Origin of the sequence: Pseudoalteromonas prydzensis, assembly GCF_001661495.1 — a bacterium.
GTDB lineage: Bacteria > Pseudomonadota > Gammaproteobacteria > Enterobacterales > Alteromonadaceae > Pseudoalteromonas > Pseudoalteromonas prydzensis.
In genome coordinates this window covers 67,303-93,250 of record NZ_BDDT01000010.1, presented here as the reverse complement: position 1 = coordinate 93,250, position 25,948 = coordinate 67,303, and the positions used below count along the sequence as shown (strand labels likewise).

Annotated in this window: 21 protein-coding genes and 1 tRNA gene; 18 read left to right on the top strand and 4 right to left on the bottom strand. The window is 42.2% G+C overall.

Annotated elements, in window-relative coordinates:
- Window positions 1-79 precede the first annotated feature (79 nt).
- The gene (locus A7968_RS16280) at window positions 80-1,630 is read right to left on the bottom strand and encodes a cryptochrome/photolyase family protein (RefSeq protein ID WP_064667675.1); all 1,551 of its coding nucleotides are present in this window, start codon (window positions 1,628-1,630) and stop codon (window positions 80-82) included.
- Window positions 1,631-1,764: 134 nt separating this feature from the next.
- Here A7968_RS16280 and A7968_RS16275 point away from each other — a divergent pair, with 134 nt between their 5' ends.
- Window positions 1,765-2,577 carry a DUF4124 domain-containing protein gene (locus A7968_RS16275; protein WP_064667631.1) on the top strand — a complete coding sequence of 271 codons (813 nt, stop codon included), beginning with the start codon at window positions 1,765-1,767 and terminating at the stop codon, window positions 2,575-2,577.
- A 23-nt stretch (window positions 2,578-2,600) separates the two neighbouring features.
- Here the strand turns inward: A7968_RS16275 and A7968_RS16270 are convergent, their stop codons facing one another.
- Window positions 2,601-3,065, bottom strand: coding sequence for a globin (locus A7968_RS16270; protein ID WP_064667630.1), 465 nt, complete (start codon window positions 3,063-3,065; stop codon window positions 2,601-2,603).
- 306 nt (window positions 3,066-3,371) lie between these two features.
- Here A7968_RS16270 and A7968_RS16265 point away from each other — a divergent pair.
- The 17 genes from A7968_RS16265 (at window position 3,372) to A7968_RS16185 (ending at window position 21,704) form a co-directional block, all read left to right on the top strand.
- Window positions 3,372-3,448 (top strand) — tRNA-Met (locus A7968_RS16265).
- 316 nt (window positions 3,449-3,764) lie between these two features.
- Window positions 3,765-4,220 (top strand): ribosome maturation factor RimP, encoded by a 456-nt coding sequence (rimP, locus tag A7968_RS16260; protein WP_064667629.1) that lies wholly within the window; start codon window positions 3,765-3,767, stop codon window positions 4,218-4,220.
- A gap of 38 nt (window positions 4,221-4,258) precedes the next feature.
- Window positions 4,259-5,758 (top strand): transcription termination factor NusA, encoded by a 1,500-nt coding sequence (nusA, locus tag A7968_RS16255; protein WP_064667628.1) that lies wholly within the window; start codon window positions 4,259-4,261, stop codon window positions 5,756-5,758.
- A 25-nt stretch (window positions 5,759-5,783) separates the two neighbouring features.
- Window positions 5,784-8,441 (top strand): translation initiation factor IF-2, encoded by a 2,658-nt coding sequence (gene infB / locus A7968_RS16250; protein WP_064667627.1) that lies wholly within the window; start codon window positions 5,784-5,786, stop codon window positions 8,439-8,441.
- A gap of 110 nt (window positions 8,442-8,551) precedes the next feature.
- Window positions 8,552-9,007, top strand: a complete 456-nt coding sequence (gene rbfA / locus A7968_RS16245) for a 30S ribosome-binding factor RbfA (protein ID WP_064667626.1) — start codon at window positions 8,552-8,554, stop codon at window positions 9,005-9,007.
- A complete protein-coding gene (truB, locus tag A7968_RS16240) occupies window positions 8,991-9,941 on the top strand; it encodes a tRNA pseudouridine(55) synthase TruB (RefSeq protein WP_064667625.1) in 951 nt (316 codons plus the stop codon). Before rbfA ends, truB begins: the two co-directional genes overlap by 17 nt.
- Before the next feature lie 108 nt (window positions 9,942-10,049).
- The gene (gene rpsO, locus A7968_RS16235; protein WP_016707659.1) at window positions 10,050-10,319 is read left to right on the top strand and encodes a 30S ribosomal protein S15; all 270 of its coding nucleotides are present in this window, start codon (window positions 10,050-10,052) and stop codon (window positions 10,317-10,319) included.
- Between the two features lie 353 nt (window positions 10,320-10,672).
- Window positions 10,673-12,799, top strand: coding sequence for a polyribonucleotide nucleotidyltransferase (gene pnp, locus A7968_RS16230; RefSeq protein WP_064667624.1), 2,127 nt, complete (start codon window positions 10,673-10,675; stop codon window positions 12,797-12,799).
- A gap of 138 nt (window positions 12,800-12,937) precedes the next feature.
- A complete protein-coding gene (nlpI, locus tag A7968_RS16225) occupies window positions 12,938-13,816 on the top strand; it encodes a lipoprotein NlpI (protein ID WP_064667623.1) in 879 nt (292 codons plus the stop codon).
- Complete coding sequence (locus A7968_RS16220; protein ID WP_064667622.1) at window positions 13,800-15,011, top strand: hypothetical protein; 1,212 nt, start codon at window positions 13,800-13,802, stop codon at window positions 15,009-15,011. Before nlpI ends, A7968_RS16220 begins: the two co-directional genes overlap by 17 nt.
- A gap of 203 nt (window positions 15,012-15,214) precedes the next feature.
- Window positions 15,215-18,007: a monovalent cation/H+ antiporter subunit A gene (locus A7968_RS16215; protein ID WP_064667621.1), complete on the top strand. Its 2,793-nt coding sequence runs from the start codon at window positions 15,215-15,217 to the stop codon at window positions 18,005-18,007.
- Window positions 18,007-18,354, top strand: a complete 348-nt coding sequence (locus tag A7968_RS16210) for a Na+/H+ antiporter subunit C (protein WP_064667620.1) — start codon at window positions 18,007-18,009, stop codon at window positions 18,352-18,354. Before A7968_RS16215 ends, A7968_RS16210 begins: the two co-directional genes overlap by 1 nt.
- The gene (locus tag A7968_RS16205; RefSeq protein WP_064667619.1) at window positions 18,351-19,868 is read left to right on the top strand and encodes a monovalent cation/H+ antiporter subunit D; all 1,518 of its coding nucleotides are present in this window, start codon (window positions 18,351-18,353) and stop codon (window positions 19,866-19,868) included. Before A7968_RS16210 ends, A7968_RS16205 begins: the two co-directional genes overlap by 4 nt.
- On the top strand, window positions 19,868-20,404 hold the full coding sequence (locus A7968_RS16200; protein ID WP_064667618.1) for a Na+/H+ antiporter subunit E: 537 nt from the start codon (window positions 19,868-19,870) through the stop codon (window positions 20,402-20,404). The genes A7968_RS16205 and A7968_RS16200 overlap by 1 nt, the downstream gene beginning before the upstream one ends.
- Window positions 20,398-20,667 (top strand): K+/H+ antiporter subunit F, encoded by a 270-nt coding sequence (locus A7968_RS16195; RefSeq protein ID WP_016707651.1) that lies wholly within the window; start codon window positions 20,398-20,400, stop codon window positions 20,665-20,667. The genes A7968_RS16200 and A7968_RS16195 overlap by 7 nt, the downstream gene beginning before the upstream one ends.
- Window positions 20,668-20,676: 9 nt before the next feature.
- Window positions 20,677-21,009, top strand: a complete 333-nt coding sequence (locus A7968_RS16190) for a Na+/H+ antiporter subunit G (RefSeq protein ID WP_064667617.1) — start codon at window positions 20,677-20,679, stop codon at window positions 21,007-21,009.
- A 113-nt stretch (window positions 21,010-21,122) separates the two neighbouring features.
- Window positions 21,123-21,704: a hypothetical protein gene (locus tag A7968_RS16185; protein ID WP_064667616.1), complete on the top strand. Its 582-nt coding sequence runs from the start codon at window positions 21,123-21,125 to the stop codon at window positions 21,702-21,704.
- 52 nt (window positions 21,705-21,756) lie between these two features.
- Here the strand turns inward: A7968_RS16185 and A7968_RS16180 are convergent, their stop codons facing one another.
- Both A7968_RS16180 and A7968_RS16175 read right to left on the bottom strand, forming a co-directional pair.
- A complete protein-coding gene (locus A7968_RS16180) occupies window positions 21,757-22,827 on the bottom strand; it encodes an efflux RND transporter periplasmic adaptor subunit (protein WP_064667615.1) in 1,071 nt (356 codons plus the stop codon).
- A gap of 17 nt (window positions 22,828-22,844) precedes the next feature.
- Complete coding sequence (locus A7968_RS16175; RefSeq protein WP_064667614.1) at window positions 22,845-25,937, bottom strand: efflux RND transporter permease subunit; 3,093 nt, start codon at window positions 25,935-25,937, stop codon at window positions 22,845-22,847.
- Window positions 25,938-25,948 lie beyond the last annotated feature (11 nt).

Here is a 25,948-nt window from a genome sequence, read left to right as displayed (position 1 = left end):
CCCCTGATTTAATTGTTATTTATAGCCGCCTCAGCTGAGGCGGCTTTTTTATGGCCGCAAAAAATAGTGTCGTATCATTCTATAGCGTTTCTATATTATCTAAGCACCACTGTGCTCTGTTAAGAATGGCTTGCTGTTGAGCTGGGTCTTGCTTTTGCCAATTCTTATAAACCATGCCAATACGGGGATTGTGCGTTAATCGCGCTTGTTGATTATGCATAAATTGCCAATATAAGCTGTTAAACGGGCAAGCCGTGACTTGTGTTTTTTGTTGTACTTTGTAGTGGCAGCTTTTGCAGTAATCACTCATTTTATTTATGTAGTTACCGCTTGCAGCATACGGTTTTGTGGCGATAAGACCACCATCAGCAAACTGGCTCATGCCACGGGTGTTTGGCATTTCTACCCATTCAATGGCATCGATGTAAATGCCTAAATACCAGCTATCAACTTCATTTGGATCAATACCGGTTAATAAGCAAAAGTTTCCGGTGATCATTAACCGTTGTATATGATGCGCATAGGCGGTCTCTAAGCTTTGCGTAATTGCTTGCTGCATACAGTTCATTTTTGTTTTACCGTGCCAAAAATAATCAGGCAATGAACGGCTAGCACCCAGCTCATTTTTAGTTGCGTAATCAGGCATATTTTGCCAATAAATACCTCGTACGTACTCTCTCCAGCCTAAAATTTGCCTAATGAACCCTTCAACTTGAGCAAGGTTGATCTGCTCTGGTCGTGCCGCAAATTCTGCTAATACTTGCTTAATGACTTGCATTGGGTGCAGCATTTTAGTGTTCAGCGCAAACGCTAGTCGGCTATGGTATAGGCTCCATTGGTGTGGACTTTGGCAGGTCATCGCATCTTGAAATTGCCCAAAGCAAGGCAGCAGGTAAGTGCAGAAGTAGGCAAGTAATTGTTTTGCTTGCGCGCGACTGGTTGGCCATAACAAGGTTGCCGAGCAGTCGCCAAAGGTGATTACGTGATGTTTTTTAATTCGCTGTAAAATGCCCTCAATATTATTGGTAAATATTTTTGGCTCTGGGATGGCGGCTAAATCGGTTTTTTTTAATTTGTTACGATTGTCTTGATCAAAGTTCCATTGCCCACCTTGTGGTGCATTATCTTGCATCAGTATATTAAAGCGCTTACGCATCATGCGATAAAAAAACTCCATTTTTACATGTTTATCTTTTGTAAAGTGGTTGCTGATATCAGCATAAGGTAATAAAAAATGTTCACTATCGCAGCCACTGATTTTTAAGCTACTGGATGATTTAAATTGTCGCATTTGTTGTTGAAGGCGATATTCATCAGGATATTGATATTGAATTTGCTGACATTGATACTGCTTAGCTAAACGGGTTAACAATGATGTGATGCACGCATCGTTTTGAGTATCATCTAGGGTTAAATGAAGAACATTTAAATGGGCTTGTTTAAGTGCAACGGCAAAGTTTTCCATGGCGGCAAAAAACGCCACTACTTTTTGTATATGGTGTTTTACATAATCGGTTTCTTGTTTTAATTCAGCAATGACATAAAGATATTGCGTTTGGTTTTTCTCTTTAAACCAGCTGTGGCTGGCATTAAGTTGGTCACCAAAAATGAACCGCAGTGTTTTATACATTATAGATTTTGCCCAAAATAATTGTATACGCACTAAGTTACTGCTTAGATCGCATTTATTAATTCTGAAAGTAGTGGTATATAGGTAGAAGAAACCTGTGTAGGTTACCTACATAAACGAGGGAATGTCAGCTTATGAACAAACATCAGAGTAATATTAGAACATTAAAAATTATTTTACCTTGTGTTATTACGCTGTGCTTTGTTGCGCCATTGCATGCGAGCGTTTATCAATGTGAGAAAAATGGGGTGATGGAGTTTAGCCAATTTCCGTGTGGGAATGATGCAAAACTTATTACAGTGAAAGAGCAAAACCCAGCCGTACCCAGTAATATCGTCACTCATGGAGATATGGATTCCACTGAAGTTGATACGTATATTCGCACTAAGCAAATTGATGCTGATATTCAACAACACCAAGATAAAATTGATACGCTTAGCGAAAAAATGAACCAAGAGATCGCTGATTTAAAAGATCAATCTGATGCGCAGTTAAATAATTTGTCTGGTGCGGAAAAAGAAACAGCAATTGCCAATCAAATGACTAATGTGTCAGAGCGTTATAACGTACTAATTGAACGCGAGCAGCGAGATATTGATCGCCTGCTACAAGAAAAGCTGGGATTACCGAAAGTAACCAACAGCTCCGAAATTGACAAGCAGTCAACGCAAAGTAAAGATATTGATTCGTTTATTCGCGTGCAAGAGATAAAACGTGATATTGAACAAAGGCAATCAAAAATAGATACTTACCAAGCGCAAATGGATAAGCAAATAGCGGCGCTTGAAACTCAAGCCAGCGAGCAGCCGAATAATTTGACGGATGCGACCTTTGATAATTCATTGTCGCGAAAAATGACCGCATTAACGTCGAAATATGCCACGCTAATTGATGTTGAACAACGTCAGATCGACCGTTTATTACAAGAGTTGGCGACCTTGCAATAAACGGCCAATTTACCGCTTATTTATTAGGAACTCATTTGCTGTTGGACTGACTTATTAATAGCAACAATGTTATTGGTATTAAATAAGTAGCTTTTTACAATACTTTTAAACATCCTAACGGCGTACCGCCAAGCGTTTTCTATCTGTGGCGTGAACTCATTACCTAAATGAATTTTTAGTGCCGCGATAAACGCATCACCCAATAAATCAACGTCCTCAGATGTGAGACCGCTTTTACTTAAAATGTTTGCATGGTGTTGAATAAAAGGCAGAACTGATAATAAGCAGTCCAAATGAGTAATCGTACGTTCTAACGAACAGTACAAAATATAACTTTTTTCACTTATCTCCTGACTGCTGGGCCATTGCATCGTCAGTGCATGGCGTTTAAGTTGTACATGAAAAGTGATTGTAAAACAGTGAAAGTTGGGTTTTATTATTGCTATGCTCTGTAACAATATTTTTTGATGATGAGCTGATACACCCATAATAAGCCCTCTTAAAAATCTAGACGTATGCAGACTGCCTTAGAAGTCTAAGTATAGACGCTAGGCTGCAAAGGGTAAGTAAATATGAAAAATATCCAATTATCTAGGGAGATGACTTCTTTAATCAAACATGCCTGTTGTCGCTTTATGATAGCTAATTGTTCCGGCGTGTAATCTTGTACTTTATAGTCTAGGTATTCTTTACCAGTTTTTGGTTGCTAATTATGCCAAGCCTCTCTATAATAGCCGCCATTGTTTAGCTTAGTTGATTAGCTAGATAGGTATCGTAAGTTTGATACCAGTTGGCGCGGGATGGAGCAGCCTGGTAGCTCGTCGGGCTCATAACCCGAAGGTCGTCGGTTCAAATCCGGCTCCCGCAACCAAGTTCTTGAGGTAAGTTAGTCGTTTTTACGATTTTAAGATCTTGTTGCCATGCTTATGAGTAGCGATTTTAGTTACTGATTTGAAGTCGCGCATTCTATGTAATGCGCGTTTTGCGTTTAAGCCTTTGGGTTTATTTAGGTGGCGTTAGCTACCCGCAACCAAGCTTGGCCCATGGCCACACAGTTTTATGCTTTAGGTGTGACGCCCCGCTTGGTTCGGGGCGTTGTTGTATCTGCACCACTTGATTTTAAATCAAGGAATAAGCTAAGTATTTTAGGGCTATAAGCCCTTTTTTTGTTTGTATGGAGGATTTTCGTGACAAAACTTGAGCAAGATTTATTAGCCATGCTTTCACCGTCAGTTGAGATGTTAGGCTTTGAATTACATGGTCTAGAGTTTGTGCAAGCGGGTCGCCATTCTACGCTTAGGGTCTATATAGATCATGAAGCGGGGATTTCGGTTGATAATTGTGCTGATGCAAGTCGTCAAATAAGCGCGATTTTAGATGTCGAAGACCCAATTACAAATGAATATGATTTGGAAGTATCGTCTCCTGGTGTTGATCGTCTATTATTCAAACAAGATCACTACGAGAAGGCACAAGGAGAGGAAGTACGCGTGCGTACTAAACTTCCACAAGATGGTCGTCGTAATTTTAAAGGCGATTTAGTATCAGTTAGCAGTGATATGATCACACTTTCAAGTGACGGCACTGAACACTTCATCATGCTCAGTAACATTGAACGTGCGAACATAATCGCAAAGTTTTAATTCGAGTGCGAAGGAATAGGGCAAGCGAGGCATAACCCATGGCAAAAGAGATATTATTGGTTGCTGAAGCCGTTTCCAATGAGAAAGCGGTTCCAAAAGAAAAGATTTTCGAAGCGTTAGAGTTCGCATTAGCGACAGCGACTAAGAAAAAACACACGGGTGAAATTGAAGTACGTGTTGCAATTGACCGTAAAACAGGTGACTACGATACTTATCGTCGTTGGCAGATTGCAGAAGTACTTGAAGATGGCTCATTAGAGCACCCATACAGCGAAATTACTTTAGAAGCTGCACAAGTAGATGATCCTGATCTTAAGATTGGTGATTTCATTGAAGAGCAAATAGAGTCAATTAAATTTGACCGTATTACGACGCAAATGGCAAAGCAAGTAATCGTGCAAAAAGTACGTGAAGCTGAGCGTGCCTTAGTTGTTGAAGCGTATAAAGATCAACAAGGCGAGCTGGTAACCGGTGTTGTTAAAAAAGCAACGCGTGACGCAATCGTGCTTGATTTAGGTAACAATGCTGAAGCGGTTATTTACCGTGATGACATGCTACCACGTGAAAACTTCCGTCCAGGCGATCGTATTCGTGGTTTACTTTACGAAGTAAAACCAGATGCTCGTGGCGCGCAGTTATTTGTAACACGTTCTAAGCCTGAAATGCTGATGGAATTATTCCGCATTGAGGTGCCAGAAATTGGCGAAGAAATGATTGAATTACGTGCAGCAGCGCGTGATCCTGGTTCACGTGCTAAAATCGCCGTTAAATCTAACGACAAACGTATCGACCCAATTGGTGCGTGTGTTGGTATGCGTGGTGCTCGTGTACAAGCTGTATCTACTGAGCTCGGTGGTGAGCGTGTTGACATCGTACTTTACGATGATAACCCAGCACAATTTGTTATTAATGCGATGTCACCTGCTGAAGTTGCGTCAATCGTAATGGATGAAGACACGCATTCAATGGATATCGCTGTTGAAGCAGATAACCTAGCACAAGCAATTGGCCGTAATGGTCAAAACGTACGTCTTGCTAGCCAGTTAACTGGTTGGGAATTGAACGTAATGACTGTGGAAGAGATGCGTGCTAAGAACGAAGCGGAATCTGATAAGTTAATTAACTTATTCACAGAAAACTTAGACATCGACGAAGATTTTGCAACGCTTCTTATCAATGAAGGTTTCTCAACCCTTGAAGAAGTAGCGTATGTTCCTGCATCTGAATTCTTAGAAATTGATGGTCTAGATGAAGAAACAGTTGATGTATTACGTTCACGTGCAAAAGATGCACTAACAACGAAAGCATTAAAAACAGAAGAAAGCCTTGATGGTGCTGAGCCTGCAGAAGACTTATTAGCACTAGAAGGGTTAGAGCGTCACCTTGCGTTTGTTATGGCAAGCAAAGGTGTAGTAACGCTTGAAGATTTAGCTGAGCAAGGTATTGATGAATTAGTTGATATCACCGAAGTTTCTCCTGAAGAAGCTGGTAAGCTAATTATGGCTGCGCGTAACATTTGTTGGTTCGCAGACGAGTAATTTATTAACGGAGGTATTAGAGACTATGGCAGAAGTAAATGTTGAAAAACTAGCCGGGGATATCGGTACAACTGTTGATAAATTGCTTCAACAATTATCGCAGGCCGGTATCACTAAGCAAGCGGGTGATAATGTAACTGAAGCTGAAAAAGCAACGTTACTTGATCACTTAAGCAAGCAACACGGCGGTACAGGCTCAGATGGCCCAGCACGTATGACCTTGCAACGTAAAAGCAAAAGCACACTCAGTGTGACAGGCTCTACGGGTCAAGCAAAGTCAGTACAAGTTGAAGTACGTAAAACACGTACTTACGTGAAGAAAAGTGCTGTTGAGCAAGAACAAGAGCAAGCACGCATTGCAGCTGAAGAAGCCGCACGCCGTGAGCAAGAGCAACAAGCTGCAAAAGAAGCAGCTGAGCTTAAAGCAAAACAAGACGCTGAACGTAAAGCCAAAGAAGAGGCTGACCGTAAAGCGAAAGAAGAAGCTAAACGTAAAGCAGATGCTGAACGTGCAGCAAAACAGAAGCAGATGACTCCAGAACAAAGCGCTAAATCTGAGAAAGATCGCGTTGAAGCTGAGCGTCTGCAAAAAGAAGCAGAAGAGGCCGCATTGAAGAAAGCTGAAGAAGAAGCGAAACGTCAAGCAGAAGAGGCAAGAAAGCTAGCAGAAGAAAATTCAGCTCGCTGGAAGAAAGAAGAAGAAGAACGTAAGAAGCGTGAAGAAACCGCTGATCACCACCTTACGACTTCAACTTACGCACGTGAAGCAGAAGATGTTGCTGATGCCCGTGATGAGCAAGGCGCACGCCGTGCGAAGAAAAAGAAAAAAGCCCCAGCGAAAGAGAAATTCGTTCCTTCAAGAGGCAAGAAAAGCAAGCTAAAAGCACCTGCTTCACTACAACACGGTTTCCAAAAACCAACAGTTGATGTGAAAAACGAAGTGCGTATCAGCGAAACAATTACAGTTGCAGAGCTTGCATCGCGCATGGCTGTTAAAGGCGCTGAAGTTGTAAAAACAATGATGAAAATGGGTGACATGGTTACCATTAACCAAGTGATTGACCAAGAAGCTGCGCAACTTGTTGCAGAAGAAATGGGTCATAAGGTTATCATTGTTAAAGAAAACGAATTAGAGCAAACCGTTCTTAATGACCGCCATGAAGATGGTAAGTCTGAGCCACGTGCGCCAGTAGTGACTGTAATGGGTCACGTTGACCATGGTAAAACGTCAACACTTGATTATATTCGTTCTGCAAAAGTAGCCTCTGGCGAAGCCGGTGGTATTACTCAGCACATTGGTGCTTATCATGTTGATGTTAACGGCAACATGATCACCTTCTTAGATACACCTGGTCACGCGGCGTTTACGTCAATGCGTGCTCGTGGTGCGAAAGCGACAGATATCGTAATCTTAGTGGTTGCAGCAGATGATGGTGTAATGCCACAAACTAAAGAAGCGGTTCAGCATGCGCGTGCAGCTGGCGTTCCTTTAATCATCGCTGTGAACAAAATGGATAAAGAAGGCGTAGACCCAGATCGCGTTAAGAACGAGCTAGCTCAACTAGACGTTATCCCAGAAGAGTGGGGCGGTGATACACAATACGTGCATATCTCAGCTAAAACGGGTTTAGGTATTGATGAGCTGTTAGAAGCGGTATTAATGCAAGCTGAGCTTTTAGAGCTAACTGCACCAAGTGTGGGTATGGCGGCAGGTGTTGTTATTGAATCGCGTCTTGATAAAGGTCGTGGTCCAGTAGCGTCTGTACTTGTACAATCAGGTACACTTAACCAAGGTGACATCGTATTATGTGGTCTTGAGTATGGCCGTGTTCGTGCTATGCGCGATGAAAACGGTAAAGACATCAAGTCTGCAGGCCCTTCAATCCCAGTAGAGATTTTAGGTCTATCTGGTATTCCAGCGGCAGGTGATGAAGCAACGGTTGTTAAAGACGAGCGTAAAGCCCGTGAAGTTGCTCTTTATCGTCAAGGTAAGTTCCGCGATGTTAAACTAGCGCGTCAACAAAAAGCGAAGCTTGAAAACATGTTTACTAACATGACTGATGGCGATGTATCAGAAGTTAACGTGGTACTTAAAGCTGACGTACAAGGTTCAATCGAAGCAATCTCTGATTCATTGACTAAACTTTCTACTGACGAAGTTAAAGTGAAGATTGTTGGTTCTGGCGTAGGTGGAATTACAGAAACTGATGCAACACTTGCAGCAGCCTCTAATGCAATCGTGGTTGGCTTTAACGTTCGTGCTGATGCTTCAGCGCGTAAAGTTATTGAGTCTGAAAACTTAGATTTACGCTACTACAGCGTTATCTACAGCTTGATTGACGAAGTTAAGCAAGCTATGTCAGGTATGTTAGCACCTGAGTTTAAACAAGAGATCATTGGTCTTGCTGAAGTACGTGACGTGTTCAAGTCACCTAAGATTGGCGCAATCGCCGGTTGTATGGTTACTGAAGGTGTTGTTAAACGTAGCGCACCAATCCGTGTACTTCGTGATAACGTGGTTATCTATGAAGGTGAACTTGAGTCACTGCGTCGCTTTAAAGACGACGTTGCTGATGTTCGTAACGGCATGGAATGTGGTATCGGCGTTAAGAACTATAACGACGTTCGCGTTGGTGACCAAATCGAAGTATTCGAAACAGTTGAAGTACAACGTACACTTTAATTGTTCGTAAGCTAAGATAATAAATGGGGGCTCAGCCCCCATTTGTGTATTCATTATTTAAATAACTTATTTATATTTCTCAATGAGTTATAAATTTAGAGTAGAGTATAATGAGAGAGTTTTCTCGTACAGATCGTGTTGCTCAGCAAATCCAAAAAGAGATTGCTGTTATTTTGCAACGTGAAATTAAAGATCCACGTTTAGGTATGGTGACAGTCTCGGCTGTTGAAGTATCACGTGATTTATCTTACGCAAAAATCTTTATTACTGTGTTTAACACCCAAGATGAAGATGCTGCAAAGCAAAGCGCTAAAGTATTAAATGAAGCGACTGGTTATATCCGCTCATTACTTGGTAAGCGTATTCGTGCCCGCATTATGCCTGAACTGAAGTTTGTGGTTGATAATTCATTGATGGAAGGCATGCGTATTTCAAACCTTGTTGACTCTATCATTCGTGAAGATAAAGCAAAGCATGTACCAGATGCAGATGAAGTAGATAGCCAAGAAAATCAAGATCAAACAGATAGCGAAGAAGGCACAAATACAGATGGCAAAGCGCAGTAAAGGCCGCCGAGTTGACGGTATTTTGTTGTTAAACAAAGCAATAGGCATTTCATCAAATAAAGCGTTACAGCAAGCTAAAGGCGTGTATTTTGCGCAAAAAGCAGGGCACACAGGTGCCCTTGACCCTTTAGCCACCGGGATGCTGCCAATTTGTTTTGGTGAAGCCACTAAGTTTACTCAGTTTTTACTCGATACTGATAAAACCTATGTGGTGCGCGCAAAGTTAGGTGAAAGAACGACGACATCGGATTCTGATGGCGAGATTGTTAGCACTAAAGATGTGAACGTGACCATTGAGCAGCTGCGCGAAGAAATTGCTAAGTTTTTAGGCGAATCAGACCAGTACCCGTCAATGTATTCAGCGCTTAAGTACCAAGGTAAACCGTTATATAAATACGCTCGTGAAGGCATTGAAGTTCCTCGTAAGTGCCGAAAAATCAATGTATTTAGTTTAACGCTTGATGAGTTTGACGAAGCGAACAATGAAGTGCAAATGACCGCCCACGTATCAAAAGGGACCTACATTCGTACCATCGTTGATGACTTAGGTGAAAACCTAGGCTGTGGCGCGCATGTGATCATGCTGCACCGCAGTGCAGTTGGGCATTACCCTGCTGATAAAATGGTCTCGCTTGAGCAACTTGAAACTTTATTAGCAAAAGCCAAAGCAGAAGATATTAGCCCATCGACTTACCTTGATGAGCTGTTACTGCCCATGGATACTGCTTTAGTTGATTTACCTGTGGTTGAAATAAGCAAAGAACAGGGCGTTTCATTTAGCCACGGACAAGCTGTGGTGCTTGGTGTAGAACTACCTGAAGGCGCTATTAAAGTGCTGGCAGATGGTGTGTTTATTGGCACTGGCGAAAAAAATGCAGATGGTCATTTGAAGTCAAAGCGCGGCTTATCAAATCAACAAGAAGCAAGCGAGTAAAGTTTCCCTTGTAGTTATTTCCGTAGCTGGTAGAATACGCCCGCTAATCGTTTTGGCTGAATTAGTGATCGGCTAAGACACCTTTTAAATTTTATTTTTGGAGTTACTATGTCACTAAGCAATCAAGAAAAAATCGATATCATCGCAAAATTCGCACGTGCAGAAGGCGACACTGGTTCACCTGAAGTACAAGTTGCACTTTTAACTTTTGATATCAACAAGCTTCAAGGTCACTTTGCTGATCACAAGCATGACTTCCACTCACGTCGTGGTCTGCTTCGTAAAGTAAGCACTCGCCGTAAACTGCTTGATTACCTTAAAGGTAAAGACATTGCACGTTATACTGCGCTAATCCAAGAACTTGGCCTACGTCGCTAAGAACTAGATTTCTTAAAAAGGAGCTTTTTAGCTCCTTTTTTTGTGCCTGAAATTTCTCACTCTCTCTGTCCACAACAATTAATTCTCTTGAAATATCAAATAAAAGCCACATAGTTAGTGACAGCAAAGCACACTTTTTAGCGCGCCTATTATCACCACTTTTATCTAGGGACTAAGCTCGCAATTTTGCATTACTTTGTTATATACTATGCGCGTAGATAAAAAGGTTTATCTACGCTTATTCGCATCATTGCCAATTGTAGTACTTAATTGATTTCCAACTGAATACAATTATGTACTGTAATTGGTACTTTGATGGCAACTTATTAGAATACATTTAAGGAACATTTTAAGTGCAAGCAATTATTAAAGAATTTCAACTAGGTCAACATACAGTTACCCTAGAAACAGGTGCTATCGCACGTCAAGCTGACGGCGCAGTACTAGCAAGCATTGGCGATACTTCAGTATTAGTAACGGTTGTTGGTAAGCGTGAAGCGCAACCAGGCCAAGACTTTTTCCCACTTACAGTTAACTACCAAGAGCGTATGTACGCTGCAGGTCGTATCCCTGGTGGCTTCTTAAAGCGTGAAGGTCGTCCTAACGACGGTGAAACACTTATTGCACGTCTTATTGACCGTCCAATTCGTCCACTTTTCCCAACTGGTTTTGTGAACGAAGTACAAGTTATCGCAACGGTTGTTTCTGTTAACCCTGAAATCCAACCTGATATGGTTGCGATGATTGGTACTTCAGCAGCACTTGCTATCTCTGGTATCCCATTCAGTGGCCCAATTGGTGCAGCACGCGTTGGTTACATCAACGGTGAGTACGTACTTAACCCAACACTAAAAGAGCTTGAAGAAAGCCAACTTGATTTAGTTGTTGCAGGTACTGATAACGCAGTACTTATGGTTGAATCTGAAGCTGACGTTTTAGCTGAAGACGTAATGCTAGGTGCAGTTGTTTATGGTCATGAGCAATCTCAAGCGATCATCAACGCAATCAACGAATTCAAAGCAGAAGCAGGCAAGCCTACATGGGATTGGACTGCACCTGAGAAAAACGTTGCTTTAGAAGATAAAGTAGCGGCAATCGCAGCTGATAAAGTAGGCGAAGCTTACCGCATCACCGATAAAGTAGCGCGTAAAGAAGCACTTGGCGCTGCAAAAGATGAAGTTGTTGCGGTATTAACAGCTGAACTTGCTGAAGGCGAGTCACTAGACAAGCAAGAAGTGGGTAAAGTATTCGGTTCTCTTGAGAAGAAAATCGTTCGTGGCCGCATCACTGCTGGCGAAAAACGTATCGATGGTCGTGAACCAGATATGATCCGTGCACTTGACGTAATGACTGGCGTATTGCCACGTACTCACGGCTCTGCAATCTTTACTCGTGGTGAAACTCAAGCACTTGTAACTGCTACACTTGGTACAGAACGTGATTCACAGTTAATCGACGATTTAACGGGTACACACAAAAACCACTTTATGCTTAACTACAACTTCCCTCCGTTCTGCGTAGGTGAAACTGGTTTTGTTGGTTCTCCTAAGCGTCGTGAAATCGGCCACGGTAACTTAGCTAAGCGTGGTATCCAAGCTGTAATGCCTACATTGACTGAGTTCCCTTACTCAATCCGTGTGGTATCTGAAATCACTGAATCAAACGGTTCATCTTCAATGGCATCAGTATGTGGTACTTCACTTGCACTTATGAACGCAGGTGTGCCAATTAAAGCGTCTGTTGCGGGTATCGCGATGGGTCTAGTTAAAGAAGATGAGAAATTCGTGGTTCTTTCTGACATCTTAGGTGATGAAGATCACTTAGGTGACATGGACTTTAAAGTAGCTGGTACTGCTGCAGGTATTACTGCACTACAAATGGATATCAAGATTGAAGGCATCACGCAAGAAATCATGCAAATTGCGCTTAAACAAGCAAAAGCTGCACGTTTACACATCCTAGGTGTGATGGACGAAGCGATTTCTGCACCATCTGAAGAGCTTTCAATGTTTGCTCCACGTATCTACACAATGAAGATACCACAGAAGAAAATCGCTGAAGTTATCGGTAAAGGTGGCGCAACTATTCGTCAACTTACTGAAGAGACAGGTACTACGATTGAAATCGGTGATGATGGCACAATCAAAATCGCAGCAACAGACGGTGAAAGCGCAGCAAATGCAATCAGCCGTATTGAGCAATTAACAGCTGAACTTGAAGTAGGTACTATCTACGAAGGTAAAGTGGTACGTATCGTTGATTTCGGTGCGTTTGTAAATATTCTTCCTGGTAAAGATGGCCTTGTGCATATCTCTCAGATCAGCACTGAGCGCGTAAATAACGTGACAGATCACCTATCTGAAGGTCAAGAAGTTAAAGTTAAAGTACTAGAAGTAGACCGTCAAGGTCGCGTACGTCTAAGTATCAAAGAAGCAATGGAAGCAGCTGCATCTTCAGCTGAGGCGCCAACTGACGCTTAATTGTTGATATTTAATCCAGATATTCTCTGGATAATATAAAAAGGGGCTGTATAGCCTCTTTTTTTATGCTTTAATGAAACCTCTGTGGATAGCACTTGTCTTATCTGTTTGCTACTTATCTTGGTATAAAGGATTTTAATGATACTTAAACACATAGCCTTGGCATCGTTTGCTATTTTGTCTTTAAGCGCCTGTCAATCTACTTCGCAAGCACAACCCTCTGCGATTGTTAATGTGCCTTTCACTGCACCATTGCCTTCTGATTTTCGTAGTGAAATAGCCATAGCTCGTTATTCGGAATTATTGAATCGCGCTGATTTATCGCCAGATCAACAAGCAAAATTATTTTATGACCGCGGTGTATTATTTGACAGCTTAGGTATGTCTACTTTGGCACGAATCGATTTTAATCGTGCTGTGCAATTAAAACCAGATCTCGCCGAAGTGTATAATTTTCTCGGCATTCACCATACCTTGATGCAGCAATATGAAAAAGCCTATGAATTTTTTGATTCCGCTTTAGAACTCAATGAGCAGCACGAATACGCCTATTTAAATCGTGGTATTGCACTGTATTATGGCGATAGACCAAACCTTGCAGCTGCTGATCTTAAAGAGTTTTTAACTCGTTCACCCAGTGATCCATACCGAGTATTGTGGCTTTATTTAGCACAAGCGAACGCTGATCCAGTGCAAGCTTTAGCTACGTTAAAAGCCAATGCGCAAGGCCTTGACGATAGTCAATGGGCTTATGGCTTAATCTCATTGTTTATTGGCGATATGAGCGAACGTGCCTTTTTAGACAGCATTAGCGAAGGCGTAGCAACTGAACAAGAGTATGCGCAGCGTTTGTGTGAAGCGTATTTTTACCTTGCGAAAATGTACCAAGCAAAAGGCTTAGATTATCAAGCTGCTGATTTTTTCCGCTTAGCACTTGCCACCAATGTGCATGAGTTTGTGGAATATAAATATGCGCGTTTAGAGCTTGAGTTAATGGCTGGTGAAAACGCTAGTTAAATACCTCATTAGCGTTGCTGTTGTACTGAGTGTTGGTTGCTTACCAAGCTCAGTGGAACAGCATCGCAACATTGCTTTTTGGCATGCCCAACACAATCCTCACTCTATTGTGGTTAACTATTATCGTTTTGCTGATGAGTTTAATGCGCAATTAAATAGTCTCTCAGATCCCACTTTATACTTGTTAGCTTTAAATGCCGTTACAGATGCTCAGTTTGCATGGGCATTGCGCCTATTAAATAATGATCAGCCACGTGCAGCACAGCCGTTTTGGCGTGTCAGTGTCGCTCAGCAAAGTGAACAGAAACGTCAACAGCTAAGCGCACAGTTACTTCGCCTTGAGCGCTGGGGTGATTTAGAGAGCTTAAAAGAGCAACAACGGTTACCTGCCAGTGATGCTGCTGAGCATTTGAAGTTAAAGCGCAGAGTTGCACCGCAGTTTATCGAGCAAGGCTTTGCTAATGATGAAGGGTTTTTATTAGCTTTTTCACAGCTTCAAGCAACATCTCAATGTCAGTTTAATGTATTGATGATGACAGATCACCGCCAAGGTATTAGCCAACTCAATGCATTTACCCAACGATACCAACAGCAACCACAACCACGAACAGCTAGTTTCTGCTTTAGTAAACCCATTTACTTAGGTAATACAATTGACTGTCAGCAACAGCCAGGCTTGGCAGCTAAATGTGATTGGCAGCCTTTCATAACGCAGCAAAGATGGCCAACAGGCTTTGATTTTATTGTGATGATGACGGCAACAGGGGCAGGTAATGTGCAAGGCGGAATAATGCATTTAAACTCGGCGAGCCATTACGGTTTATTTTTACATGAATTGATGCATTTTAATGGCTTTGAAGATGAGTATGTGTTGCCTATAGCAAAACAAGCATGGTTATGTGAACAGCGCGGTTTCGTCGCTCCTAATTTGTTTATTGCCAATGGTGTGCCTGCGCCTGCTGGCTGGACTTTAAGCGATAGCTGCCAAACGGGAAGTAAAGCTTACAAACCAAGTGCAGACTGGTCAATTATGCAATATCAAAGGTTGCCACTTTCTGCTCAATATCAGCAGTTATGGCGGAAAAAAATCAGTGAGCCGGACTATCAACCAGTTCGTTTTATTGATTATTTTCGACAAATGGAGCCTGCTATGGACTTTATAGATAAAATGCCAAATAAAAATATTGCCGAGTAAAGTTGTGAATAATATGAAATCAGCGTTAAATTAGCACAAAATAGCAGCAAGTAGCTTGGCTGACTATAGACAAAATCGTCCCTGATCAGTATAACTATAAGGCGTTTATTGAAGCTAAAATTAAACCATCTCAATGACCAGTACTAAACTAAAACTAACTAGCAGTGTATTGATATTCTTATGACTTCAAAAGGTTTCTCATTATGACTTTGCTCTGGATACCCTTGTTATCCTTAATTGGCAGTGTTATTTCTTCCTGCACCGGAAAACTAACTCGTAATCAATCTACGAGCTTAACAATGCTAGCGCCGTTATGCGCCTTAGCAATTGCGATTTATCACGCGCCAGCAATTTTAGCGGGGGAGACACTGCGCTTTACCGCACAATGGATGCCGGCATTAGGAATCGACATAGCTTTACGCTTAGACGGCTTAAGCTTATTGTTTATTTTTATGATCTTAGGAATAGGTCTGCTGGTAATCTTTTATACTCGTTACTATTTGAGTCCGAAAGACTCAATGTCAAAGCTCTACAGTTACTTAATGCTATTTATGACGGCAATGCTTGGCATTGTAATGTCGAATAACGTTATTCAACTGTGGTTTTTTTGGGAGCTTACTAGTATCAGCTCGTTCTTGCTGATCAGCTACTGGTGGCATAAAACTGAAGCGCGTAAAGGGGCGCGAATGGCGCTGGCAGTGACTGGAGCCGGTGGCTTAGCATTATTAGGTGGTTTATTGCTGATTGGGGATATTGTTGGCAGTTATAATCTCGATGTGATTTTAGCCAGCCGTGCATTGATCCAATCACACGAGCTATTCGAAGTTGCCTTGGTACTGGTGTTACTCGGTGCATTTACTAAATCTGCACAGTTCCCATTTCATTTTTGGCTACCGCATGCGATGGCGGCGCCAACACCGGTTAGTGCTTATTTACACTCTGCAACTATGGTTAAAGCGGGGATATTTTTACTTGCGCGTTTCCACCCTGCGCTTGCTGGTAACGACACGTGGTTTATTTTAGTGGCGATGACGGGTTTAACGACCTTATTAGTTGGCGCTTATATCGCGTTATTTAAGCATGATTTAAAAGGCTTGTTAGCCTATTCAACCATTAGTCACCTTGGTTTAATTACCTTACTTTTAGGTTTAGATACAGAGCTTGCTACGGTAGCTGCGATTTTCCATATTATTAACCATGCTACATTTAAAGCTTCTTTATTTATGGCGACCGGTATTATTGACCATGAAACCGGCACCCGAGATATGCGTAAACTTAATGGTATGTGGCGCTTTATGCCTTATACCGCAACTCTTGCAATGGTTGCCGCTGCGGCAATGGCGGGTGTGCCACTGTTAAATGGGTTCTTATCAAAAGAAATGTTCTTTGCGGAAACCTTACACCAACAAGTGCTTGGTTCAATGTCATGGTTGATCCCCGTATTAGCCACTTTAGCAGCTGCTTTTTCAGTGGCTTATTCAGCGCGCTTTATCCATGATGTATTCTTTAATGGCGACCCTATTGATTTACCTAAAACCCCGCATGAGCCACCGCGTTATATGCGCGTGCCAATCGAAATCCTAGTCGTGTTATGTTTGCTGGTTGGTATGTTTCCAAACTTTGTGGTTGATGGCATTTTATCGGCGGCATCCTTGGCTGTGTTAGGGGATGCAACGCCTGAGTTTAAGTTGTCAATTTGGCATGGCTTTAACTTACCTTTGTTGATGAGCTTTTTGGCGACTTGCTGTGGTGTATTTATTTATATTCAGCGTAAACACTTGTTTCAATTTCAAGCCTCGTTACCCACATTAAACGCTAAAAAGACGTTTGAAAGAGTACTTTATAGCGTGATTAAATGGAGCCAAGATAAGATCCGTAGTACTGAAAATGGCTCACTACAGCGCTACATCGTCATTATGCTTGGCGTCGTTTTACTGTGCGCGGGCTGGCCATTATTTGAAATGGGGGCATTAGCAGGTACTGCGCCTCTTACACCGATTGATTTTCATAACGCTATTGGCGCAGGTTTATTGATTATTGGTGCAATTAGCACTGTGATCTGGCATCGCGCTCGTATGGTATCGCTATTAATGATATCCATTGTGGGCTTAATGGTGTCGGTGGCATTTACTCGTTTTTCTGCGCCGGATTTAGCTTTAACACAATTAACTGTTGAAGTTGTGACGGTTATTTTATTGATGTTGGCGCTGTTCTTTTTACCGCAACGTACACCAAAAGAGTCAAGTTCATTACGCATGTTACGTGACTTAGGCATTGCTTCAGCTGTAGGGATCGTGATTGCCAGTATTTGTTATGCGTTATTAACGCGCCCACTTGAATCAATTTCAGATTTCTTTGTTGCCAATGCAAAAACTGGCGGTGGTGGTACTAACGTAGTTAACGTTATTTTGGTTGATTTCAGGGGGTTTGACACCCTAGGTGAAATTACCGTACTAGGTATTGCTGCATTAGGTATTTATAAATTACTGACAAACTTACCTTTATTTATGCCAGCCAGTGACAGTGAAGGGCGTCCATGGGCACGCGAGCGTTATCCAATACTACTTACTAGTATTTCGCAAAGCTTATTGCCTTTAGCCTTGCTAGTTTCAGCGTATATCTTCTTGCGTGGGCACAATTTACCAGGCGGTGGCTTTATTGCCGGTTTGGTGACTTCTATTGCGTTTATTTTACAATATATGGCTCGAGGTTCAGTGTGGATCACTTCTCGCTTTGATGTGAACTATCGGAAAATCATAGCCTCAGGTATCGCGATTGCCATGTTTACAGGTTTAGGTAGCTGGGCATTTGGCCGACCGTTCTTAACCACATGGTTTGATTACTTTGATATTCCATTTGTGGGTAAAACGGAGCTTGCCAGTGCGATTGTATTTGATTTAGGCGTGTATCTGACCGTGGTTGGTGCCACCTTAATGATTTTAGCAAGTCTTGGTAAACTCACTGCCGATGCAACCAAAGAAGAGGTCAATATTTAATGGAACTGTTATACGCATCATGCGTTGGTGTATTAGTGACTTGTGGCATTTATTTGCTTCTTAGAGCGCGAACTTTTCCAGTGGTGCTGGGATTAACGATGATTTCTTATGCGGTAAATTTATTTTTATTTTCAGCCGGACGATTAACAATTAATAAAGCGGTGGTGCTGGGCACTGGCGCTGATTATGCCGATCCTTTACCACAAGCATTAGTCTTAACGGCAATCGTAATTGGCTTTGCAATGACAGCCTTTGTGGTGATTTTAGCCATTCGTGGTCGTGCTGATCTAGGTAATGATCATGTTGATGGTCACCTTGTGAAAAGCAACAACAAGGAGCACAGATGATTCAGCACTTGGCTTCATTGCCTATCTTAATTCCAATGCTTGCAGCCATCCTGCTGTTATTACCGCCATGCGGTAAAAGCATTCCAATTCGTCGTGTAGTGTCGATCGTGATGTCAATTATTACAGCCTGTATTAGTGCTGTATTGCTGGTTCATGTTTATAACTCAGGCCCTATGGTCTATGCCATTGGCGATTGGCAAGCCCCATATGGTATTGTTTTAGTTGCTGATTTGTTGTCGGTATTAATGGTCGCTTTAACGTCATTTTTAGCGTTAGCCGTGGTACTTTACAGTAGTGTGGGCGATGATGAAAAAGGCAGCTTTTTCCATCCATTGGTGCACTTCTTAGTACTGGGTGTCAATGGTGCATTTCTAACCGGTGATTTATTTAATCTGTTTGTATTTTTTGAAGTACTGTTAATTGCTTCTTACTCGTTATTGATGCATGCAGGGGATAAACATAAGACGCGTGCGGCATTACAATACGTTGTATTAAACTTGATTGGCTCAAGTGTATTTTTGATTGCCTTAGGTATTTTATATGGCGTATTAGGCACCTTGAATATTGCCGATATGGCGCTAAAAGTATCCCAGTTACAAGGTGATGACGTCTACCTTGCGAAAATTGGTGGTTTACTACTACTGGTTGTGTTCGCATTAAAAGGCGCACTATTACCGTTGCACCTGTGGTTACCCAATACATACGCCAGTGCTATGCCGGTAGTGGCAGCCTTGTTTGCGATTATGACCAAAGTGGGCGTCTATGCCATGCTGCGGGTGTATACCGTTATATTTGGTGAGCAGGCGGGTTTATTAAATCACATGGCGCAGCCTTGGTTATGGGGTTTAGCAATTGCGACCATTGTGATTGGTGCCATTGGTGTACTTGCTGCTCAAGATTTACGCAAACTAACCGCAAATCTGGTGGTGGTATCGGTGGGGACTTTAGTTGCATTAGTTGCAATTCAGCATGTTAGTGCAACGGCTGCCTTGTTGTACTATTTAGTACATTCAACCATTATTTGTGCGGCGCTATTTTTATTAGCAGATTTAATTGCTCATCAACGTGGTAAAGTGGCGGATCGTTTAGCCCCAGGACGTGGTGTAGCACAACCGATATTATTAGGTGGCTGTTTTATTGTTGCTGCTTTAGCTGTTGTTGGTATGCCGCCGCTTTCAGGGTTTGTCGGCAAAATTTGGATTTTGAAAGTAACCTTCGATAGTGAGCGAGCATTATTATTTTGGCCAGTGTATTTAATTGCCAGCTTTGCGCTATTGGTTGCATTATCTCGGGCAGGCACCAGTTTATTTTGGGAGCGCAAGCACCAAGGTCGTGATCATCCAGAAGAAGAGCATGCCAAACCAATGCAAGTTATTGCCGTAATAGGTTTATTAGCGTGTTCGCCATTAATGGTTATTTTTGCAGGGCCTATTTCCGACTATATGATTGCTGCTGCTACGCAATTACATGATATACCGGCCGGAATAAATATGGTTCTTAAGGGAGGCTTATAATGCGTTTAGAATCCCGTTTTCGTTGGCTACCTACACCATTTCGCAGCTTATTACTGTTTGTCGTGTGGTTGCTGTTAAATAATAGTGTATCGCCAGGTCATTTAATTTTGGCCGCGCTGTTTGCCTTTTTTATTCCTGTGATCACATTTCCATTTCGTGAGCCACAGCCACTGATAATTAAGCCAAGTCTTGCAGTAAAGCAATTTTTGATTGTGCTGTATGATATTATTACGGCAAATTTACAAGTTGCACTGTTAATTTTAGGACCTGTTAAAAAGCTGCGTCCGGCATTTGTGAAAGTCCCGCTGGATCTAACTCATGCAATGCCGATCACAATCTTGGCAAGTACGGTATCGCTTACGCCAGGTACTGTTAGTGCTGAAGTTTACCCGATCCCAGAGTCATTACCGCCAGGTGAAGAGCCAACAGAGCGTTTCTTATTAATTCATGTGCTAGATTTAGATGATGAACAAGCCTTGATCGATACCATAAAGCAGCGCTATGAAGCGCCACTTAAGGAGATATTTCAATGTTAGAAACGGTTTTTTTAATCGTCTTTGCCATGATAGGCCTATCGCTGTTACTTAACTTGTGGCGTTTAGTGGTTGGCCCTTCGGTTCCTGATCGAATTCTCGCGCTTGATACTATGTATATCAATACGATTGCATTGATCATCTTATACGGTATGAGCATGGGGACAGGCTTGTATTTTGAAGCCGCCCTGTTAATTGCAATGCTTGGCTTTGTCAGCACCGTAGCGGTATGTAAGTATCTGCTACGTGGCGATATCATCGAATAGGGAATACGTATGTACAGTGAATGGGTCGTGTCTATTTTATTACTGATTGGTGGCGCATTTATTTTAATTGGCTCGATTGGCTTAATTAAAATGCCTGACTTTTTTATGCGTTTGCATGGGCCAACCAAAGCCACCACCTTAGGTATGGCTGGGGTGCTGATTGCCGCTATGGTGTTTTTTAGTAATGCACAAGATGGTATTAGTGTGAAAGAGCTATTGATCACTATCTTTTTATTAATCACTGCGCCAATTAGTGGTTATATGCTAATAAAATCAGCGATACACCATAAATTAAAAGCCAAAGACGGTACCAAAGGCTTAGACAACGTTGAGGATGATTGAGTAACACTCAGCATGTTGAACTTTTATAAGCCCGTTAAGTTACCTTAGCGGGCTTTTTATTGGCCGCTATTATTTGTACACTCAAACACATCATAAATTGCTATCACATATAAATGCTAAAACGTAAAAAACTGATTATTGCGTACTTATTGATTGTGTTGCCACTGCTAGACAGTCTACTAATACCGCCCGCTTTTGGTTTGCAATGGCACAATGCAAAAACCATGTATTTGTTCAGCGCCTATTTGATACCTATTAAGTTATTATTTGTAACTATTGGCGGCTTTTTATTAGTAAAACAAGATCGGCAACATCATGAGCAACCCCGTGTTTGGTATCGTAAATTGGTTGAAGGCCTCATTTTTATTGTGGCGGGCGTGCAGTTTATTGTCCTGGCGATAATTAGTGGCTTATATTTGGTTGTGGGTACTCAAGCCGACGACTACCAACAACAAGGTAATATCAGTGTGTATACCTCTGATATCGGTGCCTTTGGCAAAGTGACCCATTATTTTTCTTATCAATGCTCTGATGATAATGGCTTTTATACTTTAACACCAATTGTCACTCTTGATTGGCTTGGGCATTTTACTTTTAGTGAAAAAGGCACAGTGTTAATTATCAATCATAATGCGCATACAGATAAAGGCGGGCAAGTTAAGCAAATAGATTTGACTGGTTTTGCTTGTAAGTAGATGCAGCCACTTATGCAACTGGCTGCATCTATGAGGTGAGTTAACGAGTTGATTATTTACTCTGTACGTCAACCTCTTGTCCTGTTTGTAAACGTTCAGCACCACGAATTGCGATCTTATCGCCGGCATTTAAACTGTTGTCTGCAAGGGGGGAGATTGCTACAAGCTCTCCTTTACCACTGCCCACGGTTACCGGAATTTGGATTGCTTTATGTTGACCATCAATTTTTACTACATGAGTGCCTTGCTTACGGATGATCAGTGCATCTCTATTTACTAATAACACGTCGTTTTTAGTTCTCAATGGCACCGTTACATCGACAAGTTGGCCAATGGCCCAAGCATGCTGATTATCTGTTTGTAAATTAGCACGTATTTCAACGGTTTGCGAGCGTGGATCAGTTGATGGAATAACCGCAGTAATGATTGCCGAGGCAGTGTCTGGCTGTGATAAGTCGCCACTAGTGATAGGTAAGGTGATACCCGTTTGTAAATACTTTAAGTATTTAACTGGCACATATAAACGGACTTCTAAATGATGAATATCCAATAAAGTGAGTAACTCGTCGGCCCGATTTATTTCTCGACCTGCGCGTTTAAACCGCTCACTAACAACGCCTGTAAAAGGCGCACGGATTGTGGCTCTGGTTAACTTATCTTCTATCACCCTCAGCTCAACATTGGCAAGTGCTATATCAGATCGAGCTAAGTCATGCTTATTTTGCACTTCATCAACCTGACTCAGGGCTGCGCTACTTGATTTTGCGAGTTCTTTTAAGCGGGTTAGATCTTGTTGATATAAACGTAAATTGATATTAGCGCGGTTTAGCATTTCTTCTTGGCGTGCTTTATCCAGCTCTAATGGCAGGGTATCCATGCGCGCTAGAATATCATTTTTGTTTATTTCGCTACCAGGCTCTGCAACATACATCAGGCGGCCACTTATTCCGGCTGTTAAAGTAACGTCGTCTTTGCCATACAGTGTGCCATTAACCGCTATTTCGCTGGTAAGAGGTGCTTTATTCACCTCAGCAACAGTGACTGGCGCAATGGCAAAAGCAGGAGCAACAAATAAACAATTGCACAACATGAAAAACTGTAAAGCTGATTTTATTCTATTCATGGTTATATCCTCGATCTTCATTGAACTGCTGATGTAGTTTGTTGATTAGTTGACGCAGGCGTTGTGTTACGACCTAGTTGTAACAAGCTAGGCATCAAAATAAGCGTAAATAATGCACTGATAGCCATACCGCCAACAATAACGGTAGCAAGGCCTCTGTATATTTCAGAGCCAACCCCTGGCATAAGCATCAGTGGTAGCATGCCGAATAAGCTGGTGAGTGTGCTCAAGTACACGGGCCTTGCTCTTAGTAAAACCGCTTGTTTCACTGCAGCGTTACGACTCAATCCTGAGGCCAATGCGACTTTAGTTTGATCAACCAGTAATATGGCATTGTTAACCACCAGTCCTAACAAAATGATAAAGCCAATCATGGTGAGCAAATCCAGTGATTGAAAGGTGAATAAGTTTAAAATAAACAGCGCAAGTACACCGCCGGCAATGGCTAGCGGCATAACCAGTAATACGAGGGCACTGTCTGTTGCGGATTTAAACAGGGCTGTCATTAATAAAAATAAAATAAACAATGCCAGCACAAAATTCAGTGCCATTTCGGTCATCGCAGAATTCATTTTTTGGGCATTGCCAGCTAGGATTGCTCCAGCATTAGTTGGCAGACTCGCTCTGACTTTAGGCATTACTTGTTCAGTTAAAATTGTTTGCGCTTGTTGTAAACTCATATCAGCTGGGGGAGTGACCACTATACTTACTGTACGGCGACCATTTACCCGGCGTAGCTGAGTGGGGCCTACGGTACGTTCAATATGAGCAAGCTCGCCAAGGGTTTGTATACCTGCTTGTGGGGTAACAATTGGCAGGGCTTTAAGTTCTTCTGGCGTTTGCCAAGGAATGCCTCGTAAAATGACATTCATGCGTTCATTACCATCAAAATACTCATTCACAAATAAACCGCCAGTGTAGGCTTGCACGGCTTGCGACACATCTCGACGAGTCAGCCCTGCTTGGGTAATACGGCGATCGTTAGGTGTTAATCTCAGTTCTGGTTCAGCCATATCAAGGCGTGGTTGTGGCTGAGCGGTCGCGTTTGGTAGCGCTTCATTGACGGCACTTAACGCAATTTGAGCTGCATTAACTAAGTCATCCATGTTTGGCCCAGTTAGGTCAATATTGATAGCACGACCATCGCCACCGTTAGCAACTTGGATCATTGAACCGCGAAAGAAAAATACTTGGGTATCAGGTAAATCAATAAAAATTTCTTCTTTGGCTACTTTCATTAACTCTTCAACCCGCTGTGGATCGGCGGAATATATAAAGCCGCCAGCATTTGAGCCAAAAGCATAAAAATTGAAGTCTTTAATACTCGGTTCTTTTTCACCAGTGTAGTAGGGCATTAGCCGTTTTTTAACGCGCAGTAGCAACTCTTCTTCCATAAACTGCACATTCCCACCGGGAGGTGTGATTAAATTGAAAAAGAAGCCGTCGGTAGGCGCACGCGGCATAAAATCAGTTTTAGGTAACATAGTAAATGCTGTGAGTACTGAGCCACCCAGTAATACAGCGATCCAGCTCATTTGTTTAATCCGCGTATTGGTAAGCCTCATAATAAAATTACTCAGTTTTAGCCAATATTGCTGATATGGATCTGCTTTTATCTGCGCATCAGGCCATAAATGGTTTGCTAATGGGATCAGCGTGATTGCACATATCATTGAAGTGATCACTGCTATTGAAAGTGTCAGTGCTAAGTCAGAAAACAACTGCCCCTCAATTCCCGCCATAAATAAAATGGGCAAAAAGATCGCAACACTGGTGGTGGTTGACGCAAATAGGGCACCCGTGACTTGAGCCGCTCCTTTGAGCGCTGCTTTTTTATTATCTATACCATCAGTGCGCAGCCGAGCGATATTTTCTTGGACTATGATGGCAGCATCTAATACTAAGCCAACAGCAAATGCTAGACCCGCAAGGGATATAACATTAAGGCTACGGCCAAAAATATTCAGCGCTAAAAATGCCACCATCAGTGAAATGGGAATTGTTGCTGCAATGATCAAGGTCGCTTTCAGGCCTCTAAAAAACAGCCATAAGATCAAACACGATAATACAACGCCTAAGCCCAAATTACTTTTTACTAATGACAGGGCATTACGTATGTGTACTGAGGCGTCGAAACTAAGCTCTATAGAGAGGCCATTGGCTGCCAACGGACCTTCGTTTAGCTCTTTAATTGCTTGGTTTATATCATCCAGTAATGCTACGGTATTGGCTTGATTAGCACGAGAAATACGGATGTAATAAGCGGGCTTTCCATTGCGGCCACTCATTCCTAAGCGGTCAGAGTAAGTACGTTCAACACTGGCAATATCCCCTAAATAAATGGGCCTGTCACCTGAATAGCCAACACGCATCTGTGCCATACTTAAGAGATCATATTGCCCAGTAAAACGCACTGTATATTGACGTCGGCCCACATTTGCTAAACCGCCAGAGGTATCGCGAGAGCTTGCCAGTACGTTACTTATTTGATCAAGGCTTACGCCCAGGGCTGCTGCTTTATGAGGATCAAAGGTAATACGCAACTCTTGCGGGCGCTCACTGGCCAGATCCACCCGGGCAACACCAGGAATTTGCGCTAACCTTGGCTCAATAAACTCATCAATTTGCTTCTGAAACTGCGACATATCAAAATCTAAACTATCTGATTGATAATCTTTTGGTGTGATCAGTAAGGTAGCAGCTGCCTCACCATTATTACCGCCAGCGAATACCACAGGGTCGAATGCGTCTAAAGGTAGGGGGGGCGCTTGGTTAAGGCTGGTTAATACATCGAGCATTGCTTGTTGCATGTTTTGGCCAACAGCAAAGGTCAGTGTTATTGCGCCGTTACCACGATTGATATTGGTATTGACCTCTAATGCACCAGGGGTATTTTTTACTGCATTTTCGATAGGTTCAATAATGACAGATTCAATTTCTTCTGGCGCTGCTTGGCGCCAGCCAGAAAAAATAGTTATTTGCGGTTGTTCAATATCAGGGGTTAATTGGATTGGCAGCTTAAAAATGCTTAATATGCCAAACAATATAATTAGTACCAAGATAACAATGACACTCGCGGGGTTTTTCAGCGAACTACGTGTCAGGTTCATAGTGAGTGTTC